Origin of the sequence: Halopseudomonas oceani (assembly GCF_002903165.1) — a bacterium.
GTDB classification, from domain to species: Bacteria; Pseudomonadota; Gammaproteobacteria; order Pseudomonadales; family Pseudomonadaceae; genus Halopseudomonas; species Halopseudomonas oceani.
Genome location: NZ_PPSK01000011.1, coordinates 90,106 through 111,696 on the forward strand (window position 1 = coordinate 90,106; position 21,591 = coordinate 111,696).

Consider the following 21,591-nt stretch of genomic DNA (forward strand, 5'->3'; position numbering starts at 1 on the left):
TGGGGCAGCCGGTCGCATTGCCAGTGCAATGGGGAATGATTATCATCTCCTCTCATTTTTTCAACGGAGAGGCGTTTCCATGTCTGTGATCCGCAAACTGGCAGTCTTCGGTCTGGCCTTCAGTACCCTGAGCGGTGTTGCTCAGGCCAAGGAACTGGTTGTTTACTCGGCGCGTCAGGATCACCTGATCAAGCCGGTATTTGACCTCTACACCGAGAAGACCGGTACTACCTTCCAGTTCATCACCGACAGCGAAGCGCCGCTGCTGGCGCGCCTGAAAGCCGAAGGCGCCAACACCCCGGCCGACCTGTTGATCACTGTCGATGCCGGCAACCTCTGGCAGGCTGAGCAGCAGGGTGTGTTGCGCCCGGTCGAGTCCGAGGTCATCAGTGCCAATATTCCGGCCAAGTACCGTTCTGCCAACGGTTACTGGACTGGGCTGTCGCTGCGCGCCCGCACCATTGCCTACTCCACCGAGCGGGTTGATCCGGCCGAATTGAGCACCTATGAAGCGCTGGCGGATGAAGCCTGGGCCGGCCGCCTGTGTCTGCGCACTGCGAAGAAGGTGTACAACCAGTCGCTGACCGCCACCATGATGGAAACTATCGGTGTCGAGCGCACCACTGAAGTTCTGCAGGGCTGGGTCAACAACCTGGCGACACCGGTGTTCCCGGATGATACCGCGCTGCTGAACGCCATCGAGGCCGGGCAGTGCGATGTCGGTATCGTCAACAGCTACTACTTCGGTCGTCTGGAAGCCGCCAATCCTGACCTGCCGATCAAGCTGTTCTGGCCTAACCAGGATGACCGTGGCGTTCACGTCAACATCTCTGGTGCCGGTGTTACCCACTACGCCAAGCATCGCCGCGGTGCGATTGCCTTCCTCGAGTGGCTGACCACTGAAGAGGCCCAGCGCGTGTTCGCTGATGTTAACCAGGAGTTTCCGGCTAACGAGTCGGTCGCGCCGTCCGAAGAAGTGGCCTCCTGGGGCTCATTCAAGCGTGATGACGTCAATGTGGAAGTAGCAGGACGCCGTCAGGCTGAAGCCATCATGTTGATGGATCGTGTTGGCTGGCACTGATCCAGCGCGATTTTGCCGATATACTGCACGCCCGGCCTCGCCGGGCGTTGTTGTTTTCGCTGGTTGAACTCGCAGGAGTCTGAGTGCCGCTTCCGTCCGTTGTTTCCAAGCCCCATTGGCGCGCCGTAGCCTACGTAGGCGCCGCGCTGGTTTTGATGCCGCTGCTGGTGTTGGCACTGAGCTGGAACAGCCTGGACACGACCATCTGGAACCACCTGCTGGAAACCCAGATGATGCGCTTGCTTGGCAACACTCTGGTGCTGACAGTCGGTGTTGCCTCAGGTGTGGTGCTGCTGGGCGTCAGTCTGGCCTGGCTGACCAGCCTGTGCGAGTTTCCGGGGCGACGTTGGCTCGATTGGGCATTGATGCTGCCGTTTGCGGTACCAGCCTATGTGCTGGCCTTCGTCATGATCGGTCTACTGGACTTTGCCGGCCCCCTGCAAACCTTCCTGCGCAGCTGGCTGGGCAACGACTTTCGGATGTTCTCTATCCGCTCCACCGGCGGTGTGATCTTTGTGCTGGTGCTGGTGTTCTATCCGTATGTTTATATGCTGGCTCGCGGCGCGTTTCTGGCACAGGGGCGCGGCTTGATGGAGGCAGCGCGTATTCTCGGTCACAGCCCCTGGGCGGCCTTCTGGCGGGTGGCGCTGCCGATGGCGCGTCCGGCGATTGGCGCTGGCGCGGCGCTGGCGGTGATGGAAACCCTGGCAGACTTCGGGGCGGTTTCGGTATTCAACTACGACACCTTTACTACTGCCATTTATAAGACCTGGTACGGCTTCTACAGCCTGCAGACCGCCACCCAGCTCGCCAGCCTGTTGCTGCTATTCGTGCTGCTGGCTCTCTACACCGAGCGCCGGGCACAGGGCAGCAGGCGCTTTCCCGGTGTCGACAAGCCGCGCCAGGGTGCACTGTTCCGCTTGCGGGGCGCGCGCGGCTGGCTGGCGACCGGTTACTGTCTGCTGGTACTGGCAATCGCGTTCGTGATCCCGCTGTTGCAGTTGTTCTACTGGCTGCTGACCAGCGATCGCAACGACTTTGATGACCGCTATTGGTCGCTGATTCGCAACACTCTCGCGCTCGGCGGGATCGCTGCGCTGATGACGGTTGGTGCCGCGCTGATGCTGGTGCTGGCGCGGCGGATGCAGCCTGTTCGACGTATCCGTTCGGCAGTGGCGCTGGCCAATCTGGGCTACGCGCTACCCGGCTCGGTGCTGGCGGTGGGCATCATGTTTGCGTTCAGCTTTGCCGATAATCAACTGCTGGTGCCGCTGCAGGCCTGGCTTGGGCTCGAAGAACCAAGGCCCTGGTTAATGGGTAGCCTGTTTGCGTTGCTGCTGGCGTATCTGATTCGCTTTATGGCGGTTGCCAGCGGACCGGTAGACACCTCGCTGGCACGGATTCGGCCAGCGCTGCCAGAGGCGGCACACAGCCTGGGGCACTCCGGCTACAGCGTGTTCTGGCGCGTCTATTTGCCGCTGCTGGTGCCCGGGTTGCTCAGCGCCAGCCTGCTGGTGTTCGTTGATGTGCTCAAGGAAATGCCGGCAACGCTGCTGATGCGGCCCTTTGGCTGGGATACCCTGGCGGTGCGCATCCACAGCCTGACCGCCGAAGGCGACTGGCCCAGAGCCGCGTTACCGGCCATTACCCTGGTCGCTACCGGGCTTCTGCCGGTCATTGTATTGATCCGCCGCTCTGCCCAGTCGATTAGTCGCAGCAAGGTGCGCTGATCGACGGACTGCACAGAGGACGGGTTTGCGGCTACAATTCGGCCTTTGCAACCCCCCGGACTGAAGGACGGCGCAATGGCCTTGCGGACCCCCCTGTATGATCAGCACCTGGCTGCTGGTGCCAAGATGGTCGATTTTGGCGGCTGGGATATGCCGATCAATTACGGCTCTCAACTCGAAGAACATCATCAGGTACGCCGCGCCGTCGGCATGTTTGATGTGTCCCACATGACTGTCGTCGATGTGGCTGGCAGCGAGGCCCAGGCCTACCTGCAATATCTCCTGGCCAACGACGTTGCTCGCCTGAAGGCGCCTGGCAAGGCGCTCTACAGCGGCATGCTGAACGAGCAGGGCGGCGTGATTGACGATCTGATCGTCTACCTGGCAAGCGACGGTTACCGGGTGGTGGTCAACGCCGCGACGCGCGAGAAAGACCTGGCCTGGATGAACCTGCAGGCCGAATCCTTTGCCGTCAAGCTGACTGAGCGTGCCGAACTGGCAATGATCGCGGTACAGGGCCCGCAGGCGCTGGAGCTGGTCAAATCGGTGGTCAACGATGACCGCGCAGCGCTGATCAGTGACCTGAAGCCCTTTCAGGGCCTGGCGTCTGGCGACTGGTTTATCGGTCGTACCGGTTACACCGGTGAAGACGGTCTGGAAATCATGCTGCCTGCCGAGCAATCTGCTGCGTTTTGGCAGGCACTGCTAGGCGCCGGCTGCAAGCCCTGCGGGCTGGGCGCTCGCGACACCCTGCGCCTGGAAGCCGGTATGAACCTCTACGGCGCCGATATGGACGAAAGCATTTCCCCGCTGGCGGCCAACATGGCCTGGACCATCGCCTGGGAGCCGGCTGAGCGCGACTTTATCGGCCGTCAGGCACTGGAAGCCCAGAAAGCCGCCGGCGACCAGCCCAAGCTGGTGGGCCTGGTGCTGGAGGAGCGTGCTGTGCTGCGCGGCCACCAGAAGGTCATCGTCGACGGTGTTGGCGAAGGCGAAATCACCAGCGGTACCTTTTCCCCGACCCTGGGTTACTCCATCGCGCTGGCCCGTGTGCCCCGTGCGACCGGCAGCCGCGCCAAGGTCGAAATTCGCGGCAAGCTGCTGGACGTGCGCGTGGTCAAGCCCTGCTTCGTACGCAACGGCCAGTCGGTCATCGAATAAGTATCACGTTAAACCCCCGAGGATATTCCCATGAGCAACATTCCCGCCGATCTGCGTTACGCCGCCAGCCACGAGTGGACCCGTCTGGAAGCCGATGGCACCGTGACCGTTGGTATCACCGACCATGCGCAGGACCTGCTGGGCGACGTGGTTTTTGTCGAGTGCCCCGAGGTAGGTCGTGAAGTCGCTGCCGGTGAAGAGTGCGCGGTGGTCGAGTCGGTCAAGGCCGCTTCCGACATCTACGCGCCGATCAGTGGCGAAATCATCGCCGTCAATGACGCCCTGGCCGACTCCCCCGAGCTGGTCAACAGCGCACCGTACGGTGAGGCCTGGTTCTTCAAGATCAAGCCGAGCGACAGTGCCGAACTGGACAAGCTGATGGACGCCGCAGCCTACGGCGCCTCCATCTGACCGGTTGTTTTTGCTGTAGTGCTGAAGCCCTGATTCGCGTCGGGGCTTTTTGCTTTCACACTTTGCACAGGTACACCCCATGAGCCACACCCCGAGCCTCGTCGAGCTGGAACAGACCGACGCTTTTATTCGTCGCCATATCGGCCCGGACGCCGCCGAACAGCAGGCCATGCTGTCGACCCTGGGCGCCGCGTCGCTGGAAACGCTGGTTGCCGAGACCGTGCCGCAGAGCATTCTGCGTACCGATCTGCTGGCGCTGGATGGTCCGCGCAGCGAGGCCGAGGTGCTGGACTATCTGAAGCAGGTTGCCAGCCGCAACCAGATCTTCACCTCCTGCATCGGCATGGGTTACCACGGCACGTTGACGCCGACCGTGATCCTGCGCAACGTGCTGGAAAACCCGGGCTGGTACACCGCCTACACCCCGTATCAGCCGGAGATTGCTCAGGGTCGCCTGGAGTCGCTGCTGAACTTCCAGCAGTTGACCATCGACCTGACCGGAATGGAGCTGGCCAGCGCCTCGCTGCTGGACGAAGCCACTGCCGCAGCCGAAGCCATGGCCTTGGCCAAGCGGGTTGCCAAGAGCAAGAGCAACCTGTTCTTCGTTGACCAGGATTGTCATCCGCAGACCATCTCTGTTGTGCTGACCCGTGCCGAGGCCTTTGGCTTCGATGTGGTAGTCGACGACGTCAGCACGCTGGGCGACTACGAGGTGTTCGGTGCGCTGTTCCAGTATCCGACCACCTGGGGTGAAATCCGCGACCTCAAGCCGCTGATCGAACAGGTTCAGGCGCAGAAAGGTCTGGCCTGCGTGGGCGCCGATCTGCTCGGGCTGACCCTGCTGACCCCGCCGGGTGAACTGGGCGCCGACGTGGTCTTCGGCTCGGCTCAGCGCTTCGGTGTGCCGATGGGCTACGGCGGGCCGCACGCGGCGTTCTTTGCCACCCGTGACGCTTACAAGCGCGCCATGCCGGGCCGCATCATCGGCGTGTCCGTTGATGCCCGCGGCAACCGCGCCCTGCGTATGGCGCTGCAGACCCGCGAGCAGCACATCCGCCGCGAGAAGGCCAACTCCAACATCTGTACCGCGCAGGTGCTACTGGCCAACATCGCCAGCTTCTACGCGGTCTATCACGGCCCGCAGGGCCTCAAGCAGATCGCCGAGCGGGTGCAACGCTTTACCGCGATTCTGGCTGAAGGCCTGAGTGCGCAGGGTATCGAGCGTCGCAACGCGACCTTCTTCGACACTCTGACCCTGAAGGTGCCGGGCAAGGCCCGCGAGATTCTTGAACGCGCCCGCGCCGCACGTATCAACCTGCGGGTAATTGATGCCGATCACCTGGGCGTCAGCCTGGATGAAACCACTACACGCGCGACCATCGATCAGTTGCTGGCGGCCTTCGCCGGTGCCGCGCACGGTCAGGATGTCGCCGCGCTGGATACCAAGGTCAGCGCCACCGACATGGGCATTCCAGCGGCTCTGCGTCGCACGTCCGACTATCTGACCCATCCGGTGTTTAACAGCTACCACTCGGAAACCGAGATGCTGCGGTACATCAAGTCGCTGGAGAACAAGGATCTGGCGCTCAACCACTCGATGATCCCGCTCGGCTCGTGCACCATGAAGCTGAACGCCACCACCGAGATGATCCCGATCACCTGGCCGGAATTCGGTCAGCTGCACCCGTTTGCTCCGCTGGCGCAGGCCGAAGGCTACAAGCAGATGATCGACGAGCTGGAGGCCATGCTGCGCACCATCACCGGTTTCGACGCTATCTGCATGCAGCCGAACTCCGGCGCGCAGGGCGAGTACGCCGGTCTGCTGGCGATCCGCAAGTTCCATGAAAGCAACGACGAAGGTCACCGCAACGTCTGTCTGATCCCGACTTCGGCGCACGGTACTAACCCGGCCTCGGCGATGATGGCGAGCATGCGGGTGGTACTGGTCAACTGCGACGAGCAGGGCAACGTTGACGTAGCTGATCTGCGCCAAAAGGCTGCCGACAACGCCGACAACCTGTCCTGTCTGATGATCACCTACCCGTCGACCCACGGTGTCTATGAGGAAGGTATCCGCGAGATCTGCGAGATCATTCACCAGCACGGTGGTCAGGTCTACATGGATGGCGCCAACCTCAATGCGCAGGTAGGTCTGACCCGTCCGGCCGACATCGGTGCCGACGTGTCGCACATGAACCTGCACAAGACCTTCTGCATTCCGCATGGCGGCGGTGGTCCGGGCATGGGCCCGATCGGCGTCAAGGCGCACCTGGCGCCCTTCGTTGCCAACCACCCGGTGGTACCGCTGGATGGCCCGAATCCGGAAAACGGCGCGGTTAGTGCGGCGCCGTGGGGCAGCGCGAGCATCCTGCCGATCAGTTGGACCTACATCGCTCTGATGGGTGCCGTCGGTCTGCGTCAGGCCACCTCGGTTGCGATCCTCAACGCCAACTATCTGGCCAAGCGTCTGGGTGATGCCTATCCGGTGCTCTACAGCGGCCGTAACGGCCGGGTGGCGCACGAGTGCATCATCGACATCCGTCCGCTCAAGGCAGCCTCGGGTATCAGTGAAGAGGATGTGGCCAAGCGTCTGATGGACTTCGGCTTCCACGCGCCGACCATGTCCTTCCCGGTAGCCGGAACCCTGATGATCGAACCGACCGAAAGTGAGTCCAAGGCCGAGCTGGATCGCTTTATCGACGCGATGCTGACCATCCGTGCCGAGATCCACAAGGTCGAGCAGGGCGAGTGGACGGCAGAGGACAACCCGCTGCACAACGCGCCGCACACCTTGGCTGACATCACCGGCGACTGGCAGCGTGCCTACAGCCGCGAGGAAGCCGTGTTCCCGCAGCCCTGGGTCGCGGCCAACAAGTTCTGGCCGAGCGTCAACCGGATCGACAACGTGTACGGTGATCGCAACCTGTTCTGCGCCTGCCCGCCGATCGAAGCCTACGAAGGCTAAGATCGACCCCGTCAGGAGAGAGAGGTGCTGCCCTCTCTCTCCTGGTGGGTTCTGCTAAGCGTCAATTCCACTTCTACGCCGCCTTCCGCGCGGTTGTTCAGGCTCACCTGGCCGTGATGCAGTCTGGCTATTTCCCTGACAAAACTCAGCCCCAGACCGGTGCTCTTGCGCTGGCCGTCCGGCCGCGGCAGGGAATAGAAACGCTCAAACACCCGATCTAGGGCGTAGTCCGGCACCGCCGGGCCGTCGTTGCGCACGCGCAGGCTCAGCGCCGCCCCGCTGTTGCTGATCTGCAGGGCAACGGCGCCATCGGGCAAGCTGAACTCGATAGCGTTGTCGAGCAGATTGCTGATCGCCTGTTCAAGCAGAAAGCGATCTCCCATCAGTGTGCTGTCAGCGTCGCATTCCTGCGTGAGTGTCAGGCCTTTGCGCTCAGCCAGTGGACGTTTGGCTTCCAATTCGAGCGCGGCAATTTCTGCCAGATCAACTCGCTCGGTTTGCTCCAGCTGTTGACGCTTTTCGACGCCGGCCAGTGACAGCAGGCGATCGACCAGCCGCTGCAGACGCAGCGACTCGCCGTCGATATTGGCCAGAAAGCGCGCGCGCATCGGCTCGGGGACATCTGCCTCCTGCAGCAGCTCGGCGGCGCCCCGGATGGCCGACAGCGGTGACTTCATCTCGTGGGTCAGGGTATGCACGTACTGCTCGACATAGGCCTTGCCGTCGATTTCGCGGCGCATCGCTTCGGTGGCGGCGGCCAGCCGGGCCAGCTCCTTGTCCGCCAGCTGCGGCGGGCTGACTCGCTCGCCGTGGCGCACTTGCTCGACATAGTCCACCAGCCGCCTGACCGAGCGATTCAGCCAGAACGCCATGCCGGCGCCAAGCAGCAGGGCGCCAAACAAAATCAGGCCGCCGCGCTGCCAGAAATAGCCGTGGGCCAGGGTGATGAACGGATGCAGACTGGCGTTGGGCTTACCGAGGGTGAGCACGCCGACGAGCTGACCGCCTTTATAGACTGGCGCGGCGATGTACATCAGGCTGCTGGTGTCGTCCTCGGGGTCGATCCGCGTGGTGCGCGCACCGTATTTCCCTTGCAGGGTCAGCGACACGTCCCGCCACAGTGAATAGTCTTCACCAACCTGCTGTGGGTCGGTGTGGTAGAGCACGGTGCCGTTAAGGTCGGTCAGGTAGATCACCAGTTCGGTGCCGGTCTTGTGCCGTGACCAGATCTGCGCATCCAGCTGGCGCGCCAGGTAGCGGTCAACGGCGGCAGCAAACGGGCTGTCTGCAGCAAAGCCCTCCTGCCAATGCTGTTCGGCGATCTCGGCCAGCAGATTGGCGCTGTCGACCATGACCTCTTCGCTGGCCTGGCGTACGGACGAGGGCACCTGATTGAGGATGCTGTTGAGAAACAGCACCGTGGCCAGTCCGGCGATGACAAACCATCCGAGCAACAGGCGGGTGCTGAGGCTCATGCGTCTGCACCCGGCAACTGCGGGTTAATGCTGTAGCCCAGTCCCCGGTGGGTAACGATGGGGTCGTGGCTGGGCAGGATGCGTTTGAGCTTGGTGCGAATGCCCTTGATGTGGGTGTCGATCACCCGGTCGAGACTGGCACCAGGATCGGCCCAGACGGCTTCCATCAACTGATCACGGCTGAGAACGTGCTCGGGACGGCGCAGCAGGGTGCTGAGAATCAGATACTCGTAGCGGGTCAGTTCCAGCCACTGCTGGTGGTAGCGAATGCGCCGGCGCTCGGCGTCGTGCAGAAATAGCTCGGCCGGCGCTGACTGCTCGCTGGCGACAGGCTCGGCCCGGGTGCGACGAAGAATCGCGCGCACCCGGGCGGAAATCTCCCGCGGGCTGAACGGTTTGACTACGTAGTCGTCGGCACCAATTTCCAGCCCGACGATGCGGTCGACTTCTTCCTTGCGCGCAGTCAGGAACATAATCGGCAGGGCGGAGAACTGGCGAATACGGCGACACAGCTCAAAGCCGCTTTCATCGGGCAGGCCAACGTCCAGCACCAGCAGGTCGACCGGGTTGTCGCGCAGCCATTGCATGCCCTCGCCCGCCAGGCCGCACCAGTGGACGTCGAAGCCCTCAGTGCTCAGGGCATACACCAGCGCATCGGCGATCGCGGGCTCGTCCTCGATAATTAGAATCCTGTCCGGCATGGTCTGCTCTGTCCGTGAATCGTCCGCCGATTGTGGCGGTTTCTCCGCAGCGAGCGCAATCACGAGGCGGGTTCCTCCAGCCAGGCGGTGACCACATAGCGCAGCGGCCCGCCGCTGGTCAGGGCGCGGAACGGGTAGCAGGTGACCAGCCGCAGCTCCGCGCGGTCGTACTGCAGCAGCATCGGCTCATTGCGACTGTCGACGATGCGCTGGGTCGCCACGCGGTAGCGGTACTCACGGCCGCTGGCGTCCTGCAGGGTGAGCACCTGACCGGTCTTTAGCTGCTCGACGAAGGCGAAGTGGCTGTCCTGGTGGCCGGCCAGCAGCAGGGTGCCGGTCTGCCCGGGCGCCACACCGTTATCCAGTTGCCCCGGGCCGAAGGCCAGGGCCTGACCGCTGACGCTGTCGAGCACGTAGCGGGCCTCGCCGTCGGGCGTGGTCAGTTTGGCAACCGGCCAGGTATCGGCCCAGGGCCAGGGCTTGCTCGGCGTGCCCGCCTGCAGTTGCTCGGCCCAGGCGTCGGCAATCAACCATTGGGCCAGCCACGCCTTGGCTTGCAGCCAGCTGCCCTGGGCTGCGACAGCCACGGCACCCAGTAGCAGTACGATGGCAATCAGCTTACGCATGGCGCGGTTTCCAGTTCAGGACCAGCAGACCGGCCAGCAACAGCGCGAGTGCCAGCGCCCAAAGGCCATTGAGACCGAGCGAGGTCTGCGGGTACAGGCGATGGTCGACCGGGTTCAGGTTTGGCACCCGTTGGCTGTCGAGCGGTTCGTCAGCGGCGCGTACCGGTTGCTCCTCGACGGCGACGAAGCTGGTGAAGCGGCTCATCAACTGGTGCTCCAGCGCCACCGGCAGGACCAGATCGCGCACTTCGTCCTCGCCAGCGCCCTCGTTCAGGCGATCCATGGCGGCTTCGATCTTGCGGCGTGCCCAGATCCGGGCGATGCCGTTGCCCTGCTGTGGTTCGGGAATTTGCAGGTGCTGCTCCCATAGCGCCGGTTGGCGGCCGTGCAGGGCTACTTTCTCTGGCAGTTGGTTCAGTTTCACGGCGATCAGCAACGGCTGGTCAGGGTACAGGTCGGGCAGTTTCTGCGGCCAGATTTCGGCATCGATGCCTTCCGGCAGCTCCAGTTGCAGGTGGGTCAGTACCGGTGACTCCAGTTTCTCGAACAGCCGCTCCATGGATTGTTCAATGCCGCTGCGATCATCAATCGAGGTGAACTGGCCGCGGCCGACTTCGGCTGCCTTGCGCAGCAGGAAACTGTTCGGGGAGGCGCCAATGCCGACGGTGAAGATCCGCGCCTGACGCAGGCGCTGCTGGATCATCTGCAGGACCTCGCGCTCGTTGCTGACCGAACCGTCGGTGATGAAGATCAGCTGGCGCAAGTAGCCTGCCTCATTGGGCTGGGTCAGTGCAGCACGCAGCACCGGCAACATCTCGGTGCCGCCACCGGCCGGCAGCCCGGCTACCCAACTGCGGGCCTCACTCAGGTTGTCTTCGCTGGCCGGCACCGGTTCGCGATAGAGCATGCTGTACTCGCTGTTGAATTCGAGCACATTGAAACGGTCTTCGGGCTGCAGGCGGCCCAGTGCGTGAATCAGACTGCTGCGCGCCTGGCGAATGCGCTCACCCTGCATCGAGCCGGAGGTGTCGAGAATCAGAAAGACTTCGCGCGGCTGGCGCTGGCGACTGACCGGTTCGGCTGCAGGCGACAGCATCATCAGCGCGTAGTGATCTTCGCCCACCTGCTCAGTGAACACGGCGACCTGATTGCCGGCCTCGCTCGGCAGTTGCCAGTTGAGGACGAAGTCGCGATCCATAACCACCGGATTTTCCAGCAGTTGAACGCGGTAGCGGCGGCCGTCAAAGTGGCTGCTGATGGCGTGGCTGGGGCTGCTCACCTCGTGCAGGGCAAAGCCGCTGTCCAGCGTGATCTGGATGTCGGCCTGATGGGATGGGCCGTCGCGCCAGAGGCTGGCGACAATCGGGCCTTCCGGGCTGGTAGAGCTGGCGTTCGGTTTGCGTTGCTGCCCGTCGACCGGCTGCGGGCGGGCGTTGTAGCGCGGCGTCATGGTCAGCGGCAGGCGCAGGCTGTAGCGTCCTGCATCCGGCTGCAGCAGTTCGGTGTAGCTGAGGATGACGCTGATGGTTTCACCTGCGCCGATATTGGCGACCGAGGTGCTGAACAGATTGGGGCGCTGCTGTTCGACCAGGCCGCTGCGTTGGCCGTTGTCACGCGCCTGCTGGTAGGTCTTGCGGGCTTGCTCGCGCTCCTGGATCTGGCCGTTGATCCGGCGCTCCCCGATTTCCAGCGTCATGGCGTGGATGGCAGCGCTTTCGCTGGTCGGCAGCACATAGCGGCCTTCGGCAAAGGCGCCACCGGGGTTGCTGAAGGATTGGCGAATCTGTACTTCGGCCACCGGGCCGCTGATCTGCACTTGCATGTCGGTGTTCAGCAGCAGCGCTGGCTGCCAGCTGCCGTCATCGGAGCGCAGCAGGAACATGCCTGTCTCGGGACTGTCTGTAGATGCCTGAACGGCGTTGCTTAACAGGCTGGCACACAGCAGCAGCCAGGCGATTGCGGTTTTCATGTCGGGTCTCCCTGATGGACTATGCCGGCAGTGTGGCGACCCTGTTTGTGCTGATTATGTGGTTTGTGTGTGGTTTGGGACGTCTCTCAACGGTACATTGTTCAACGAGTTCAACGTTGCTGGAGTATTCCTGCCTATGACTGACACTGACAGCCAGACCACCCGCACCGAGCTGGACGCCATTATCGAGGCGTTGCACCGGGATAAGCGCAAGCGGGTGCGCAAGCTGTTGCGTGGCATGCATGTGGGTAAGGTGGCCAGCCTCCTGGAGGCGCTTGATGGGCCGCAGCGTATGGCGCTCTGGCAACACATCGATGATGACCGTGAAGAGCAGGTGCTCAAGCATCTGACGCCGCTGCTGGGTGCTCAACTGCGCCGTGAGCCGGACACCTCCGACCTGACCGACGAGGAAGAGGAAGGCGAAGGCGCCACTACCCAGATTGCCCGGGTCCGTGATGCGCTTGAAGCGGGCAAGTTCAAACGCGTCGGCAAGGCATTTCGGCAGATGCACCCGGCCAAGGCGGCGGGCCTGCTTGAGGCCCTGCCACCTGCCGAGCGGACTACGGTCTGGGAAATGCTCGACGCCGAGCGTGCAGGCAAGGTGCTGGTTCACCTGCATGACGAGGTTCGCGCCCGCCTGGCGCTGGAGATGGACGAGGACGAGCTGGTTGCTGCCGCTCGCAAGCTCGATCTTGATGACCTGGTTGACCTGATTCAGGCGCTGCCGAGTGACAGCGGTCGCCAGCTGCTGCAGGCGATGGACGTACGCAAGCGGCAGCAGTTGATGTCGATGCTGTCCTACCCGGAGGACTCTGCCGGCGGTCTGATGAACACCGACCAGATATCGGTGCGGGTCGATGTCCGGGTGGGCTCTGTGCTGCGCTACCTGCGGTTGCTCGAAGACCTGCCGGACCATACCGACAAGGTGATGGTGGTCGACCGCAAGAACCGCTATCAGGGGGTGCTGCGACTCAGTCGCCTGCTGACCAGCTCGCCAGAGGTGCTGGTCAGCGACGTGATGGATGGTGATTTCCAGCCGCTCGATGTGATGCTCCCCAGCCACGAAGTAGCGCGTCGCTTCGAGGATCTGGATATTCTGTCAGCCGCGGTGGTTGATGAAGACGGCCTGTTGCTTGGCCGCATCACCGTCGACGATGTGGTCGATCTGATTCGGGAAGACTCCGAACGCACCATGATGAGCATGGCCGGTCTTGACGACGAAGCCGACATGTTTGCGCCAGTGCTGACCAGCAGTCGGCGCCGGGCGGTGTGGCTGGGTATCAACCTGGTCACCGCTTTTCTGGCGGCCTGGGTTATCGGCCTGTTTCAGGGCACGCTGGAGCAACTGGTGGCGTTGGCGGTGCTCATGCCGATTGTCGCCAGCATGGGCGGTATTGCCGGTAGCCAGACCCTGACGCTGGTGGTGCGCGGCATGGCGCTCGGTCAGGTAGAGGGTGGTAACGCGCGGCTGCTGCTCAGCAAGGAGATCGGCATCGCCTGCCTCAATGGTGTGCTCTGGGCGCTGGTGGTGGCGGCGCTGGCGGTGGCCTGGTTCGGGAACTGGCAGCTCGGTGCGGTGATTGCGGCGGCGATCCTACTCAACCTGCTCTGTGCAGCGGTGTCGGGGCTGGCCATTCCGCTTTTGCTGCGTCGCTTTGGCGTCGATCCGGCGCTGGCCGGCAGCGTCATCCTGACCACGGTGACCGACGTGGTGGGCTTTCTGGCCTTCCTTGGTCTGGCGACGCTGTTTCTGCTCTGAGTCTGAGGTGGCGATCAGTCGATCGGGTTGCTGACGCTCTCGATCTCGCGTTTGACGTACATCGGATCGTCAATGTTGCGAAACTTCACATCGCTGATGCCACGGCCGGTCAGCTTGACCGTGCCGTAGCCGAACATCCGTCCCCAGACGCTTTGCTCAATTTCCACTGTCTCAATGGAGCTGAGCTTCATTTCCTCGGTGTGCCGGCTGATGATGCCGGTTTTCAAGATAACCCGCTTGTTAGTGACGCCCTGTTCAATGGAGCGCAGCCGGAAGTACTCATACAGCGCAATCAGCCAGGTCAGGCCCAGGCTGACTAAGCCCAGGACCAGCCAGCAGTACATGGGTACCTTGGCGAACCAGTGCAGCTGAAAGATCTTGTGAATGACCTCGCCGCTGGACAGCGACTCCTCAATGTATGACATGACCTCATTTCCTCTGAACGGTTGCAGCTGGGCACTCTAGCGAATTCGCTGCGGCTGGGACAGTGTTGCCCGATGCCCAGTTCCGGTTCGGTGTGCTGAATTGAATATGTAGCTTGCTAAATAAATCTATCGGAGTAGACTTTATGGTTAGCAGGCTAACTATATTCGAGGTTATCCATGAATCAGGATCAAGCGGCTTTGGCGTTGCACGAAACGTTGAAGCCTTCCATGGGCGCAGCGATGGGGCGAGTGCATCGGCTCTGGCGCGCCGCAATCAATCAGGCAGTCGGTGAGCTGGGTATTACCGAGGCGCGCTGGAGCGTGATGCTACACCTGGTCAAGGTGGGCGAGGGCTGCACCCAGCAGGTGCTGGCGGACGAACTGGCGATCGAGATGCCGTCGTTGACGCGGACGCTGAATCAGTTGCAGGAGCAGGGGCTGATCGAGCGGCGCCGCGACCCCAGTGACCGCCGCGTTCACGCTCTATGGTTTACCCCGGCTGGGCATCAGCGGGTCGCGGATATGCGAGTGCATGTGGAGCAAGTGCGCAAGAAAATCTACGCGGGCTTGAGCGACGCCCAGTTGGACGCCTTTGCTGAAGTGCTGCTGGGTATGGAAGCCAACGTCCGAGCCTTGCTCGCAGGCGAGCAGGAGGTGTCTGAATGACACCGGATCAGGTTTTTGCGCGTTGGGTGCGCGCGTCGCTATTGCTGTTTGCAGTGGTGTTTTGCTACTTCCTGGCGGCGGATCTGTGGATGCCGCTGACGCCGCAGTCGCGGGTCATTCATCCGGTTATCCGTGTGGCACCGCAGGTTTCAGGTCAGGTCGTCGATGTTGCCGTCGTGGACAACCAGCATGTCACTGCCGGTGATCTGCTCTTCAGGATTGATTCTCGCCCTTATGAACTCGCGCTTCAGCAAGCACAGCTGGCGCTGGAGGCTGCCGAGCGAGATAACGCCGGCATTGATGCTTCAATCGCCGCAGCGCGGGCGCAGGTACGTGCTGCCGAGGTACGCAGCGCCGAGTTGGGGCGTGAGCGCGACCGCATGCAGGCACTGCTCACCAGCCACAACGTCTCGCGGCAAAGTTACGATCAGATTCTCGCCAGCCAGCAGGCGGCTCAGGCAGAGGTGACGAGCCTGCGGGCGCAGGTGCAGCAGCTGGAAGTGCAGCGTGGTGATGGTGATCAGGACAACCTTCGTTTGCGTCAGGCACGCAATGCGCTTGAGCAGGCAAGGCTGAACCTCAGCTACACCGAGGTGCGGGCCGAGAGCGATGGTGTGGTATCCAACCTGCAGGTTCGTCCCGGCACCTACGCCGTTGCCGGCAACTCGCTGGCGGCGCTGGTCGCGGATGATGCCGATGTAGTGGCAGATTTCCGCGAGAAGTCGCTGGTGCATATGGATATCGGCGAGCCAGCGGCGGTGGTCTTCGATGCCATGCCGGGGCGGGTATTCCGCGCTCACCTTGCCGGCATCGCCGCAGGTACCCAGCAGGGCCAGCTGTTACCTGATGGTTCGCTGGCAGCGCCGGAAACCTCTGACCGCTGGGTACGTGACGCCCAGCGCCAGCGAGTTCATCTGACGCTGGACGAAGAGCCCGGACTGCTGTCGACATTCCCCACTGGCGCACGCGCCACGGTGCAGTTGTTCCCGGTGGGCGGGCCTGCTCACTGGCTGGGTAGCCTGCAGATTCGCCTGATCAGCCTGATGCACTACATCTACTGAGGCCGTCATGAAACCCATTCTGCTGACCAGCAAGCGGCACCTCGACAGTAACGACGTGCGCCAGTGTCTGCGTATTGCCTTTGGCGGCATGCTCGGTTTCTTGCTGTGCAAGCTGATGGGCTGGAACTACGGTGCGTTCTTCGTGGTGCAGCCAATTTTGCTGCTGGGATTGGTGCCGGTCATCAATGCGCATCTGTTGCGGCAGTTCATTGCCAATATGCTGGTTGTAACCTTGGCGGTATTGGTGGTGCAGGGGATGTTCGGTGACAAGCCGGTGCCGATGACGCTGTTGGTGATGGGCATGTTTGCAGCGTTGTTTGCTCAGATGAGCCGTGGTCCCAACTTCTTGTTTGGTGCCATGTCGGTCGTCAACATGTCGATGCAACTGCATTTTGCCAGTTATCCGCAGTCCGATATTGGCGACATTGTGGCCAGTAATATCGTATCGGTGTTCAGCACCCTGTTCATTGCCTTGTTGATGCAGGTGGTGTTTCCCGATGTCGACCCGCGCAAGCCCCGTCCGGCGTTGAACAAGTCGGCCAGCACCCGGCGCCATGAGGTCATTTTGGCCACCATAGTGGCGACCCTGTCGTATATCGTGTTTCAGGTATTCAACCTGCAGAGTGGACTGTCGGCGCAGGTGGCGAGCATTCTGGTGCTGTTTCCCCTGAACTGGCGCGGCGCCGGGCCGGCTGGCTGGAACCGGGTGCTGGGGACGCTGGTAGGCTGCAACCTGGGACTGGTCGTTCAACTGGTGTTGCTGGATCACTTCGACGTGCTGCCATTTGTGGCTGCGGGGCTCTGGGTCTGCCTGATGTTGTTCGCCCGTGTCCATATGCTGGAGGGCGGTTCCGGTGCGGGCTTTGCTGCGCTGACCACTATGGCAATCCTGTTTGGTCAATATCTGACACCGCGGCAGGACTTGTTCTACAGTGATTTGTACCGGTTCTGGTCGCTGTCACTGTCAGTGCTGCTGTCATTATCGGCGATCTATCTGTTGCACCTGTTGCTCGACCGTTTTGCAGCTACCCGCTGGGCTCCGCCGCCGCCGGTTTCGGTTTGACCGTAGTGTCTGGGCTGGTCGGCGGGTATCATGTGCCGACCTTCCTGGCTGGGGAATTCCTGCATGTTGCGGTTTTTGCGTCCGGTGCTGTTCGTTTGCGGCATCCTGGTACTGATCATGGCCGGTCTGATGCTCAGCGTCGCGGTTTTCGCCTGGTGGCGTCAGGACCCGGAGATGCAGGTTTTCCTGACGTCATTTGCCATTACGCTGGCCTGCGGTCTGTTGCTGGTGCTGGGGTGCCGTGATCGGGGGTTTCATCTGGTTTCGCGCCAGCTGTATCTGCTCACCAGTCTCAGTTGGGTGCTGCTTTCACTGTTCGGCGCACTGCCACTGTTCTTCAGCCACTTTCAGCTCAGTGCCGAAGACGCCGTGTTCGAAGCGGTGTCTGGCATCACCACCACCGGGTCTACCATCCTCAGCGGTATCGAAAATCTCGCACCAAGCTTGCTGCTCTGGCGCTCGCTGCTGCAATGGATCGGCGGTTTGGGCGTGATCGGCATGGCGGTATCCATCCTGCCGTTTCTGCGTGTTGGTGGTATGCGCCTGTTCCATACCGAGTCTTCCGACTGGTCGGACAAGTCGATCCCGCGGGTGCAGTCGCTGGCCCGCATGCTGGTCGCGACCTACCTGGGGCTGACGATCAGTTGTGTGTTCAGCTATTGGCTGGCCGGCATGAATCTGTTCGACGCGGTCAACCATGCCATGGCGACCGTTTCCACTGGCGGCTTTGCTACCGATGATCGCTCCATGGGGCGGTTCCCGCTGGAGGTGCTGTGGGTGTCGATTCTGTTCATGACGCTCAGCGCGTTGCCGTTTACCTTGCTGATCGCCTTTTTTCGACGTCCCTCACTGCATGTGCTCAACAACCAGCAGGTGATCGGCTTTCTCTGCATCATCGGCGCGGTATCGCTGCTGCTGACTGCTGACCTGATTGATCTGCATGTCGCAGAGCCTTTCGTAGCCTTTACCCAGGCCACCTTCAACCTGGTGTCGGTGATTACCACCACGGGCTTTGCGTCGGCCGACTACACCCAGTGGGGGACCTTCAGTATTGCCCTGTTCTTTGTGGTGATGTTCATTGGTGGTTGCTCCGGTTCCACCAGTGGCGGCATGAAGGTGTTTCGTTTCCAGCTCAGCTACCTGTTCCTGCGGAGCCAAATCAACAAGCTGATCCACCCCAACGGGGTGTTTGTTACCCAGTACAACGGCAGACCGGTGCAGGACGACATTATCCTCTCGGCCGTGGCCTTCTCCTTTCTGTTTTTCATGACGCTGGCTGTGGTAACGCTGTTGCTGGCGCTGATGGGCCTGGACTTGCTGACCAGTCTGACTGCAGCAGCGACGGCGTTGACCAACGTAGGGCCGGGGCTGGGCGATATCATCGGGCCGGCCGGTAATTTTGCTACCCTGCCGGTGCCAGCGAAGTGGCTACTGTCGTTCGCGATGCTGATGGGGCGGCTGGAGCTGCTGACGTTGATGGTGCTCTTTACGCCGGTGTTCTGGCGTGGCTAACGTACGATTGAAAGGGGAAGGTGCATGATGCGCATCATCGTGCTGGGCGCTGGCCAGGTTGGTCGTAGTCTGGTGGAACAGCTGGTCGGCGAGAAAAACCACATTACGGTGGTGGACCGCGACCCTGAGCGTTTGCAGCTTCTGCAGGAAATGCACGGCGCCCATGGGATAAAGACGATCTGCGCCCACGGAGCTCATCCGGTCACCCTGTCCAAGGCCGGCGCCGAGGATGCCGACATGCTGGTGGCAGTGACCAATAGTGATGAGGTCAACATGATCGCCTGTCAGGTCGCCCAGTCACTGTTCAATGTGCCGAACAAGATTGCCCGGGTCCGAGAGCAGGGGTATCTAACTCAGAACCGGGCCTTGTTTGCCAAGAGTGCGGTGCCGGTCGACGTGCTGATCAACCCTGAGGCGCTGGTAACTCAGCACCTGAAAAAACTGATCCGCTACCCGGGGGCCCTGCAGGTAATCAATTTCGCCGACGGTCTGGCGCAGCTGGTAGCCGTGCGTGCCTCCAATGGTGGTGCGCTGGTGGGGCAGCGTATTTCCAAGCTGCGCGAGCGTTTGCCAGCGGTGGAAATCAGGGTGGCGGCGATCTTTCGCAAGAACCATGCGGTCATCCCCGATGGGGATACTCTGATTCAGGATGGGGACGAGGTTTTCTTCGTCGCCGCCAGGCCAGATATCCGGTTGGTCCTCAATGAGTTACGGCGGCGGGAAAAACCCTACAAGCGGATCGTTATTGCCGGTGGTGGCAATATCGGTGCGCGGCTGGCCAGCGTGCTGGAAGATGACTATCGGGTGAAGATCATCGAGCAGGATATGGGGCGTTGCCAGTACCTGTCGCAAAACCTGCGCCGTGCAACTGTCCTCAATGGCAGCGCGTCAGATCGTGAGCTGTTGCTGGAGGAGAGCATTGAGTCGGCGGATGTCTATCTGGCGCTGACGAATGACGATGAAGCCAACATCATGTCGTCAATGCTGGCCAAGCGGATGGGCGCCCGCACGGTGATTACCCTGATCAGCAATCCGGCCTACGCCGACCTGGTGCAGGGTGGCAGTATCGATATCGCCATCTCGCCACAACAGGCCACCATCGGTGCTTTGCTGACCCATGTGCGGCGCGGTGACGTGGTTGCGGTACACTCGCTGCGTCGCGGTACGGCTGAGGCGATGGAAGCGATTGCCCATGGTGATCCACAGAGTTCGCAGGTAGTGGGCAAGCGGATAGACGAGTTGCCGTTGCCGCCAGGGGCTATGGTCGGGGCGCTGGTGCGTGGTGAGGATGTCATGATCGCCCACGATAGTACCCAGATTGAAGAAGGTGACCACGTTATTGTCATCGTGCCCGACAAGCACGATATGCAGGCGATTGAGCGGTTGTTTCAGGTCGGCCTTACTTTCCTGCTTTAGCCGATGTTGCACCTCAGCGGTCATCGCCCGCCAAGCGGCAGGCGATGGGAGGCTGGCCTTCGCGCCTAGTCTGCGTCCCGCAGCTCGAGCATCAGGTCGTCGGTGAGGTTTTCCAGCGCATCGCGCAGCGCATCCAGATCGGTCTGCGGATAGACGCCGAGGCGGGCTTCGGCCTTGAATAGCAGGTCGGCGCTCATCGGCGCAGGCGCGCACTCGGTTTCCAGTGACTCTACGTTGACGCCGTGACTGGCCAGTACGCGAGAGACTTCGTGCACAATCCCGGCACGGTCGTTGGCAACCAGACTCAGCTGCAGGGTGCGCTGTTGAGGCTCTTCTGCCTGCCCGCTGATGGCGACCTGGACATTGATGCCCTGAGCGCTGAGGCCTTCCAGGTCAATGCGCAGCGCTTCCAGCTGATCATTTGCCACGTCGACGCGCAAGATCCCGGCGAACTGTCCGGCCATGCGCGCCATCCGACTTTCCAGCCAGTTGCCGCCATGCCGATTGATGGTCTGCGCCAAGCTTTCTACCAGGCCGGGTTTGTCGGCGGAGATGACGGTGATTACGAGCGGGGTGGTCATGCGATGTCTCCTCAGGTCAGGCGGTGATCAGCCTTGATAATAGTTACCGCCGGTGGCGGTCATTTCCTGGCAGTTCGCTTCCAGGTTTTCGAAGTCGTATTCGGACAGGCCAACGTATTCGAGAATGGCTGAGCCGACGGTGTTCCACTCGTGGTCAACCGGATGATTGCCCAGCACACGGTAGGCCTGGCAGATATGCTCTGCCATTTTCAGGATGGCCAGCAGGTTCTTCTGTACCGGATCGTTGCCCAGCGGGGAAAGGAACACCTGCTCGGTGTTGTGGTGGCTGGCGATGGCGTCGCACAGGTGGCGCGGCAGCAGCCAGGATTTGGCGGTGTAGTAGCCGATCACCGCGTGGTTGGTGTTCATTCGATCGTTTTCCACATCGACCAGGCGTACCTGATCCTGTGCATAGGATTCTTCCATCACTTCGATGTAGTAGGGGAAGCGACTGAGCATTAGCGGGATGCCGCAGTTGTGAAACAGGCCGAGGGCATAGGCCTCGTCCGGCTCGACACAGCCGATACGCTTGGCTAGCGTCATGCAGGTCATAGCTACGTCCTGCGCGCTGTCCCAGAAGCGGTTCAGGTTGACGATATTCTCATCGGTCAGCTCGCCACGAATGGACTGGGCGTTGACGATATTGACCACGCGGCTCACGCCGAGCAGGCTGACCGCTTGTTGAATCGAGCTGATACGGTTGGCCAGGCCAAAGAACGGGGAGTTGACTACTTTCAGCAAACTGCCCGAAAGCCCCGGATCCTGGCTGATCAATCTGGCGATGACCTTCGGATCCGGGTCTGGCATCAGTTGCTCCATCTGCAGGTCGACCATGATCTGCGGCTGCGGTGGTACGCTGATGCCTTGCAGGGCGTTACTGATCTGCTGGTCGGTGAGCTCCGATGTCATGGCCTGGGTCCACTGATGAGTTGAACTACCGAGTTTAGCCGGAGACTGGGGCGCTTGGCACCCTGTATAATGGCCCGCTG

The 21,591-nt window shown here is 61.7% G+C and carries 18 protein-coding genes; 11 read left to right on the top strand and 7 right to left on the bottom strand.

The annotated features are described in order from the left end of the window. The first annotated feature begins 79 nt into the window (after positions 1-79). From C1949_RS12415 to gcvP, 5 genes are all read left to right on the top strand, one after another. The gene (locus C1949_RS12415; RefSeq protein ID WP_104738791.1) at positions 80-1,081 is read left to right on the top strand and encodes an extracellular solute-binding protein; all 1,002 of its coding nucleotides are present in this window, start codon (positions 80-82) and stop codon (positions 1,079-1,081) included. 155 nt (positions 1,082-1,236) lie between these two features. Next, on the top strand, positions 1,237-2,811 hold the full coding sequence (locus tag C1949_RS12420) for an ABC transporter permease (protein WP_104738844.1): 1,575 nt from the start codon (positions 1,237-1,239) through the stop codon (positions 2,809-2,811). Positions 2,812-2,886: 75 nt separating this feature from the next. Then, entirely contained in the window at positions 2,887-3,972 is a 1,086-nt protein-coding gene (gene gcvT / locus C1949_RS12425; RefSeq protein WP_104738792.1) for a glycine cleavage system aminomethyltransferase GcvT, read from the top strand. Positions 3,973-4,002: 30 nt separating this feature from the next. Next, positions 4,003-4,383, top strand: a complete 381-nt coding sequence (gene gcvH / locus C1949_RS12430) for a glycine cleavage system protein GcvH (RefSeq protein ID WP_104738793.1) — start codon at positions 4,003-4,005, stop codon at positions 4,381-4,383. A 79-nt stretch (positions 4,384-4,462) separates the two neighbouring features. Then, positions 4,463-7,348: an aminomethyl-transferring glycine dehydrogenase gene (gene gcvP, locus C1949_RS12435; RefSeq protein ID WP_104738794.1), complete on the top strand. Its 2,886-nt coding sequence runs from the start codon at positions 4,463-4,465 to the stop codon at positions 7,346-7,348. Between the two features lie 11 nt (positions 7,349-7,359). On the opposite strand, the gene creC is transcribed toward gcvP, so the two are convergent. From creC to C1949_RS12455, 4 genes are read right to left on the bottom strand one after another with little or no spacing between them, the layout of a single operon-like run. Then, positions 7,360-8,823, bottom strand: a complete 1,464-nt coding sequence (gene creC / locus C1949_RS12440; protein WP_104738795.1) for a two-component system sensor histidine kinase CreC — start codon at positions 8,821-8,823, stop codon at positions 7,360-7,362. Next, positions 8,820-9,524, bottom strand: coding sequence for a two-component system response regulator CreB (gene creB / locus C1949_RS12445; RefSeq protein WP_104738845.1), 705 nt, complete (start codon positions 9,522-9,524; stop codon positions 8,820-8,822). Before creB ends, creC begins: the two co-directional genes overlap by 4 nt. 59 nt (positions 9,525-9,583) lie before the next feature. Next, complete coding sequence (locus tag C1949_RS12450) at positions 9,584-10,150, bottom strand: class GN sortase (protein WP_104738796.1); 567 nt, start codon at positions 10,148-10,150, stop codon at positions 9,584-9,586. Next, positions 10,143-12,119: a marine proteobacterial sortase target protein gene (locus C1949_RS12455; protein ID WP_104738797.1), complete on the bottom strand. Its 1,977-nt coding sequence runs from the start codon at positions 12,117-12,119 to the stop codon at positions 10,143-10,145. The genes C1949_RS12450 and C1949_RS12455 overlap by 8 nt, the downstream gene beginning before the upstream one ends. A gap of 136 nt (positions 12,120-12,255) precedes the next feature. Here C1949_RS12455 and mgtE point away from each other — a divergent pair, with 136 nt between their 5' ends. Next, entirely contained in the window at positions 12,256-13,878 is a 1,623-nt protein-coding gene (gene mgtE / locus C1949_RS12460; RefSeq protein ID WP_104738798.1) for a magnesium transporter, read from the top strand. A gap of 14 nt (positions 13,879-13,892) precedes the next feature. Here mgtE and C1949_RS12465 read toward each other — a convergent pair whose 3' ends face one another. Continuing rightward, positions 13,893-14,303, bottom strand: coding sequence for a PH domain-containing protein (locus C1949_RS12465; RefSeq protein WP_104738799.1), 411 nt, complete (start codon positions 14,301-14,303; stop codon positions 13,893-13,895). Between the two features lie 177 nt (positions 14,304-14,480). Between C1949_RS12465 and C1949_RS12470 the strand changes: the two genes are divergently transcribed. The 5 genes from C1949_RS12470 (at position 14,481) to trkA (ending at position 20,021) form a co-directional block, all read left to right on the top strand. After that, the gene (locus tag C1949_RS12470) at positions 14,481-14,969 is read left to right on the top strand and encodes a MarR family winged helix-turn-helix transcriptional regulator (protein WP_104738800.1); all 489 of its coding nucleotides are present in this window, start codon (positions 14,481-14,483) and stop codon (positions 14,967-14,969) included. After that, positions 14,966-16,030: an HlyD family secretion protein gene (locus C1949_RS12475; RefSeq protein ID WP_104738801.1), complete on the top strand. Its 1,065-nt coding sequence runs from the start codon at positions 14,966-14,968 to the stop codon at positions 16,028-16,030. The genes C1949_RS12470 and C1949_RS12475 overlap by 4 nt, the downstream gene beginning before the upstream one ends. Positions 16,031-16,037: 7 nt before the next feature. After that, on the top strand, positions 16,038-17,093 hold the full coding sequence (locus C1949_RS12480; RefSeq protein WP_104738802.1) for a DUF2955 domain-containing protein: 1,056 nt from the start codon (positions 16,038-16,040) through the stop codon (positions 17,091-17,093). 63 nt (positions 17,094-17,156) lie between these two features. Further along, the gene (locus tag C1949_RS12485; RefSeq protein WP_104738803.1) at positions 17,157-18,605 is read left to right on the top strand and encodes a TrkH family potassium uptake protein; all 1,449 of its coding nucleotides are present in this window, start codon (positions 17,157-17,159) and stop codon (positions 18,603-18,605) included. Between the two features lie 27 nt (positions 18,606-18,632). Next, positions 18,633-20,021 (top strand): Trk system potassium transporter TrkA, encoded by a 1,389-nt coding sequence (gene trkA / locus C1949_RS12490; protein WP_104738846.1) that lies wholly within the window; start codon positions 18,633-18,635, stop codon positions 20,019-20,021. A 65-nt stretch (positions 20,022-20,086) separates the two neighbouring features. Here the strand turns inward: trkA and C1949_RS12495 are convergent, their stop codons facing one another. After that, positions 20,087-20,602, bottom strand: coding sequence for a glycine cleavage system transcriptional repressor (locus C1949_RS12495; protein WP_104738804.1), 516 nt, complete (start codon positions 20,600-20,602; stop codon positions 20,087-20,089). 27 nt (positions 20,603-20,629) lie between these two features. Then, a complete protein-coding gene (locus C1949_RS12500; protein WP_104738805.1) occupies positions 20,630-21,511 on the bottom strand; it encodes an HDOD domain-containing protein in 882 nt (293 codons plus the stop codon). Positions 21,512-21,591 lie beyond the last annotated feature (80 nt).